This window comes from Oleiphilus sp. HI0066 (assembly GCF_001635725.1).
On record NZ_LWFH01001787.1, the window covers coordinates 1 to 399 of the forward strand.

Consider the following 399-nt stretch of genomic DNA (forward strand, 5'->3'; position numbering starts at 1 on the left):
AAGGCCGCATACTACACAAAGCCATTTTTTCATGGTGTTCCTCTTTGTTTCTGTTGGAAGGAATTCAATGGTCGGCTAATGTATCGGATATCTCCGAGTCTCTCAATGGCTGATCAGATCCGTGGTTTATATAAGCGGCCTTCGTTATACTTTGCGCTGACCTAGTGAGTGCCCATAAAAATGTGCTCATTTCTTCTGCTATCAGCAAGGTGTAAATTGCAAACCGAACATTTTCATTGGCATTCCTACCGGCGTGTACCTTCTTCTTTTATTCCTCGGGTTTGGCAATCGTGGGTACTCGATGCTGGATCGTTAACAAAGCGATTGCAGCAAGCATCAAACGGAAGTTTTAAAGTCCGTGTAAAGGCGCAGCAATACGCGAAACCAACAATGAGTGAG

General features: G+C 44.4%; 1 pseudogene. It reads left to right on the plus strand.

The annotated features are described in order from the left end of the window. Positions 1-216: 216 nt before the first annotated feature. A pseudogene (locus A3738_RS32235) lies at positions 217-399 on the plus strand (chorismate lyase); the annotation flags it as partial.